Source organism: Methylobacterium symbioticum, from assembly GCF_902141845.1.
GTDB lineage: Bacteria > Pseudomonadota > Alphaproteobacteria > Rhizobiales > Beijerinckiaceae > Methylobacterium > Methylobacterium symbioticum.
Genome location: NZ_CABFPH010000196.1, coordinates 1 through 4,513 on the forward strand (window position 1 = coordinate 1; position 4,513 = coordinate 4,513).

General features: G+C 74.4%; 6 protein-coding genes and 1 pseudogene. 2 read left to right on the top strand and 5 right to left on the bottom strand.

All coding sequences use genetic code 11. The annotated features are described in order from the left end of the window. On the bottom strand, positions 1-122 hold a 122-nt coding region (locus MET9862_RS30715), incomplete at its 3' end, for a chromate transporter (RefSeq protein ID WP_368773578.1). A 15-nt stretch (positions 123-137) separates the two neighbouring features. Further along, the gene (locus MET9862_RS28515; protein ID WP_142586254.1) at positions 138-1,460 is read right to left on the bottom strand and encodes a hemolysin family protein; all 1,323 of its coding nucleotides are present in this window, start codon (positions 1,458-1,460) and stop codon (positions 138-140) included. A 113-nt stretch (positions 1,461-1,573) separates the two neighbouring features. Between MET9862_RS28515 and MET9862_RS28520 the strand changes: the two genes are divergently transcribed. Continuing rightward, positions 1,574-1,900: a YnfA family protein gene (locus MET9862_RS28520; protein WP_185157048.1), complete on the top strand. Its 327-nt coding sequence runs from the start codon at positions 1,574-1,576 to the stop codon at positions 1,898-1,900. Between the two features lie 83 nt (positions 1,901-1,983). After that, on the top strand, positions 1,984-2,592 hold the full coding sequence (locus tag MET9862_RS28525; RefSeq protein WP_142586256.1) for a ClpP family protease: 609 nt from the start codon (positions 1,984-1,986) through the stop codon (positions 2,590-2,592). Here the strand turns inward: MET9862_RS28525 and MET9862_RS28530 are convergent, their stop codons facing one another. From MET9862_RS28530 to MET9862_RS29750, 3 genes and pseudogenes are all read right to left on the bottom strand, one after another. Then, a complete protein-coding gene (locus MET9862_RS28530) occupies positions 2,593-2,889 on the bottom strand; it encodes a hypothetical protein (protein WP_142586257.1) in 297 nt (98 codons plus the stop codon). 49 nt (positions 2,890-2,938) lie between these two features. Continuing rightward, entirely contained in the window at positions 2,939-3,877 is a 939-nt protein-coding gene (locus MET9862_RS28535; RefSeq protein WP_142586258.1) for a glycosyltransferase family 2 protein, read from the bottom strand. Continuing rightward, positions 3,874-4,513 (bottom strand): annotated as a pseudogene (locus tag MET9862_RS29750) (glycosyltransferase family 2 protein); the annotation flags it as partial. The gene MET9862_RS28535 and the pseudogene MET9862_RS29750, both read right to left, overlap by 4 nt.

Sequence of the window (4,513 nt, forward strand, 5' to 3'; positions counted from 1 at the left end):
TCGGAGATCCAGCGCCGCTCCTCCACGAGGATGCGGTGCATCACCGCGATCTGCCCGGCCGGCCCGCCGAAGGACAGCGCGGCGATGCGGGCCCAGACCGGCAGCGCCTCGGCCAGGGTCACCGGGGCGGGGCGCGCTCACGCGACGGGCGTCGCCAGGATCTTGTCGATCCGCCGCCCGTCCATGTCGATCACCTCCAGGCGCCAGCCCTGCGCCTCGACGGAATCGCCCTCGGACGGGATGTGGCCGAGGCGGACGATGACGAAGCCCGCGAGCGTGGTGAAGTCGTCCATCTCCGGCCGCTCGCCGAAGCCGAGCCGGTCGAAGGCCTCCTCCGCCGGCATCATGCCGTCGATGAGGAGCGAGCCGTCCTCGCGCTCGACCACGGCCGGCTCGTCGCCGGGCTCGGGGATGTCGCCCGCGATCGCCTCGAGAAGGTCGGTCGGCGTGACGATGCCCTCGAGGCTGCCGTACTCGTCCACCACGATCGCCATCTGCACGGGCTTCTTGCGGAAGGTCTCCAGCACGGCGAGCACCGACATCGCCTCGTGCACCACGATGGGCTCGCGCGTCACCGCGGCGATGTCGATGGGGCGCCCGTCGAGCACTTGGTCGAGCAGGTCCTGCTTGCGCAGCACGCCCACCACCTCGTCCACGGTGCCGCGGCTCACCACGATCTGGGCGTGGTTGCAGTCGCGCACCGCCTTGAGCATCCGCTCGCGCTCCTCCTCCGAATCGACCCACTCGATGTCGGGGCGGGGCGTCATCACCTCGCGGATGCGGCGGTCGCCCAGGGCGAAGATGCGCTCCACCGCCTCCTGCTGCGATTCCTCCAGAAGGCCCGCCTGGCGGCTCGCCTCGACGAGGAGGTTCAGCTCGGCGGTGGAGTGCTGGGCGCCCTCGCCGTGGCCGGGCTGCAGCCCGCACAGGCGCAGCACGCCGTTGCCGAGGCCGTTCAGCACCACGATGGCCGGCCGGAACACCAGCAGGAACAGGCCGAGCGGCCGCACGATGGCGAGCGCCGTGCGCTCGCTGCGCTGGAGGGCGAGGCTCTTCGGAGCGAGCTCGCCCAGCACGATGTGGAGCGCGGTGATCACGATGAAGGAGACCGCCACCGCGAGGGTGTGGGCGCCGGCCTGCGGCAGGCTGCCCGGCAGCCAGGCGAGCGCCGGCTCGACGAGATGGGCGAGCGCCGGCTCGCCGACCCAGCCCAGCGCCAGGGACGAGATGGTGATGCCGAGCTGCGTCGCGGCGAGATGCGCGTCGAGATGGTCGGTGGCACGCATCAGCGCCCGGGCGTTGGTGCGCCCCTCCGAGACCAGCTCGCTGACGCGGCTGCGGCGCACCGCGACGAGAGCGAACTCCGCCGCCACGAAGAAGCCGTTGGCGAAGACCAGGGCGAGCACGGCGAACAGGCCCAGGGCCGTCGCCCACACGTCGTCGGGAATCGTCGTCTCCATCACCGGTCCGTGCGGTTCTAGCGGCAAGCGTCGCCAGCGGCCAGGGGGCGGGCCGCGCAAACCGCGGCGGGATGGGCTATCCCCACCGCATGCCTCCCGCCATGCCCCAATCCGTGCTCACGCTCGCCGCCTACGGCGCCGCCGCGCTCGCCGAGATCGCCGGCTGCTTCGCCTTCTGGGCCGTGCTCCGCCACGGGCGCTCCGCCCTGTGGCTGCTGCCGGGACTGGCGAGCCTCGCCCTGTTCGCCTGGCTGCTGACCCGCGTCGAGGCGGAGGCGGCGGGCCGCGCCTACGCGGCCTATGGCGGCGTCTACATCGCGGCCTCGCTCCTCTGGCTCTGGGCGGCGGAGGGGCAGCGGCCGGACCGCTGGGACCTCGCGGGCGGCGCCGTGGCGCTGGCGGGCGCCGCCCTGATCCTGGCCGGGCCGCGAGCGTCCTGAGGCGCGGCGATGCCCCCGGGCGGGAACCGGAGGGGCGCGGAGGGATTCTGCCGGGCGAGCCCCAACCGGACGATGCGCGCCCCATGACCGCCACGACCTCCGCCGCCACGACCTCCGCCGACCCGACCGCCACCCCCCTGGCCCCCGCCGCCTTCCGCACCCCCGCCATCCTGCTCTCGGGCCCCGTCGACCACGACATGTACCGGGACTTCCGCCGCCAGCTCGACGGGGCGGAGGGGCAGGACCTCGTGGTGGTGGAGCTGTCGACCCTCGGCGGCGACCCGGAGGTGGCGCGCATGATGGGCGAGGACATCCGCTTCCACAGCGAGGCCGAGCCGCGGCGGCGCTTCGTCTTCCTCGGCAAGGCGGCGATCTACTCGGCCGGCACCACCTTCCTGAGCTTCTTCGCGAAGCCCAACCGCTACCTCACCCGCGGCACGCGGCTGATGATCCACGAGCGCAAGATGAACAAGCAGCTCACGGTCAACGGCCCGCTCACCACCTGCATCGCCGGCCTGAAGGCCACGCTCCACGAGATCGAGTGCTCGATCGCCATCCAGAACGAGGGCTTCGCCAACCTGATCCGCGGCTCGCAGGTGACGCTGGAGGAGGTGCTGCGGCGCGCGCCCGAGAACTGGTACATCGAGGCCGAGCGGGCGCGCGAACTCGGGCTGATCGAGGCGGTGCTGTAGCTACACCGCCTCCTCCCCCGGCGAGGGCTCGGCCGCCGCGGCGCCGGCCTCCGGGGCGGCGGCCGTCACCGGAGCCGCCTCGACCAGCGTGCCGACCAGGTCGACGAGCGCCCGCCGCTCCGGCGCGTCCGGGTTGCCCGCGAGGAAGGAAGCGAGCCCGATCCGCGCGGGCCGCCCGCCGGAGGCGGCGGCGGGCTCGTGCAGGATGTGGACCGCATCCCGGTCCGCTCCCGCGTCGCGCGCCAGCGACCAGCGGTCGCCGTTCGAGCTCGCATGGATCAGGCGCTGCACCGTCATGTCCGTCCCCCCTGTCTCGGGGGGTCAACGCGCGCCCGCGCCGTTCGCCTCACCGCCCCGCGATCGCGACCAGCAGCCCGGGCGCGGCGCCGAGCAGCAGGACGCCGGCCCTCAGCACCTCGGCCGCCTCGCCCGGGCTGCGCCGCAGGGCGGCGTAGGCGAGGCGCATCGGCAGCTGCGCCAGAAACGCGAGGGCGAGGAGCGCGAGCGCCGTGGCGCGGCCGTGATGCTTGCCCGCGTAGAGGACGCCGCTGCGCAGGATGTAGAACAGCCGGTGCGCCTTCGCCTGCCGGGTGGTGCCCTGGCCCTCGTGGCGGATCAGCGCCCCCGCGACGTGGCGGACCGCGAACCCCGCGGCCCGCGCCCGCAGGCAGAGATCGACATCCTCGTAATAGACGAAGAAGCGCGGATCGAAGCCGCCGAGCCGGGCGAACAGGTCGCGCCGGATCATCAGGAAGGCGCCCATCACCTGATCGACGGCGCGGTCCTCCCCGTGGTCCCACTCGGTCATGAAATGGCTCGGCACGAGACCGAGCCGGTCGAGGCGGAGCGCCTGGCCGATGAGGCTCGACGCGGTGGGCGCCCGGGCGCAGCTGCGCTCGACCGCGCCGTCGCCCGCGACCTGCCGCGCCCCGACGATGCCGGTGGCCGGCTCGGTCATGAGCGCCGTGTGGGCGATGCGCAGGCTGTCGGCCGAGACGCGGGTATCGGGGTTGAGGAACAGGATCGCCCCGGCCCGGCCCTCCGCCGCGCCGCGGTTGCAGGCCCGGGCGAAGCCGAGATTCGCCCCGGCGCGGACCACCGAAGGCCCGTGCGCCAGGGCCGGAAGCCCATCCGCCGAGCCGTCCGTCGAGCCGTTATCGACCACCACGACCCGGAGCGCGAGGGCATCGCCGAGCGCGGCCTCCGCCGCCGCGAGGCTCGCGAGGCAGGCCCGCACGAGGCCGCCGCCGTTCCAGTTGACGATCACGATGTCGAGGTCGCTCACGGGCGCGTCTCCGAAGGCGGGGTCGCGGGCGCGGGCGAGGTCCCGGGCAAGGTCTTAGGCAGGTCGCGCGGCGGCCCGAGGCGCCCGGCGAGCCCGTCGCGGAGCGCCTCGAGGAGGCGCAGCAGGACCCGCGGGCGGAAGCCGGAATCGGCCCAGTAGAGCCCGATCTGGACCGGCAGATAGGCCGCCTGGCGCAGCTTCCAGCGGGCGGGGAGGTGGGGCAGGCGCAGGCCGTAGACGGCGTTGCGCAGGTAGGTCGCCATCCGGAACAGGGGCTGGCGCGCCATGGCGAGACCGAACGGGCCGCGGATGGTGCCGGAGCCGACATGGTGGTGCAGGCCCGTCGCCTCCTCCAGCCAGCAGCCGTAGCCGCGCGCCCAGGCGCGGTAGCACCATTCGAGATCGACCCCGTCGATGAAGTAATCCGTCCGGAACGGTCCGACCGCCGCGAAGGCGGCGAGGTCGACGAGGGAGCCGGAGGTCGCCAGGAACCCGACCGGGACGAGGCTGCCCCGCCGCGCCACGCCGGGATGGGCGGGGAAGCCCGGGACCTTGTGGCCCGGCCCCGCGAGCGGCCGGGGCCCGATCACGGCGGCGGCGAGCCCGTCCGCGGCGAGGCGGGCCCGGGCGGCGGCC

What these genes read in the sequence shown, in the direction of transcription:
- MET9862_RS28515 (WP_142586254.1), bottom strand. Translation starts at nt 1,460, where the DNA reads ATGGAGACGACGATTCCCGACGACGTGTGGGCGACGGCCCTGGGCCTG.
- MET9862_RS28525 (WP_142586256.1), top strand. Translation starts at nt 1,984, where the DNA reads ATGACCGCCACGACCTCCGCCGCCACGACCTCCGCCGACCCGACCGCC.
- MET9862_RS28530 (WP_142586257.1), bottom strand. Translation starts at nt 2,889, where the DNA reads ATGACGGTGCAGCGCCTGATCCATGCGAGCTCGAACGGCGACCGCTGG.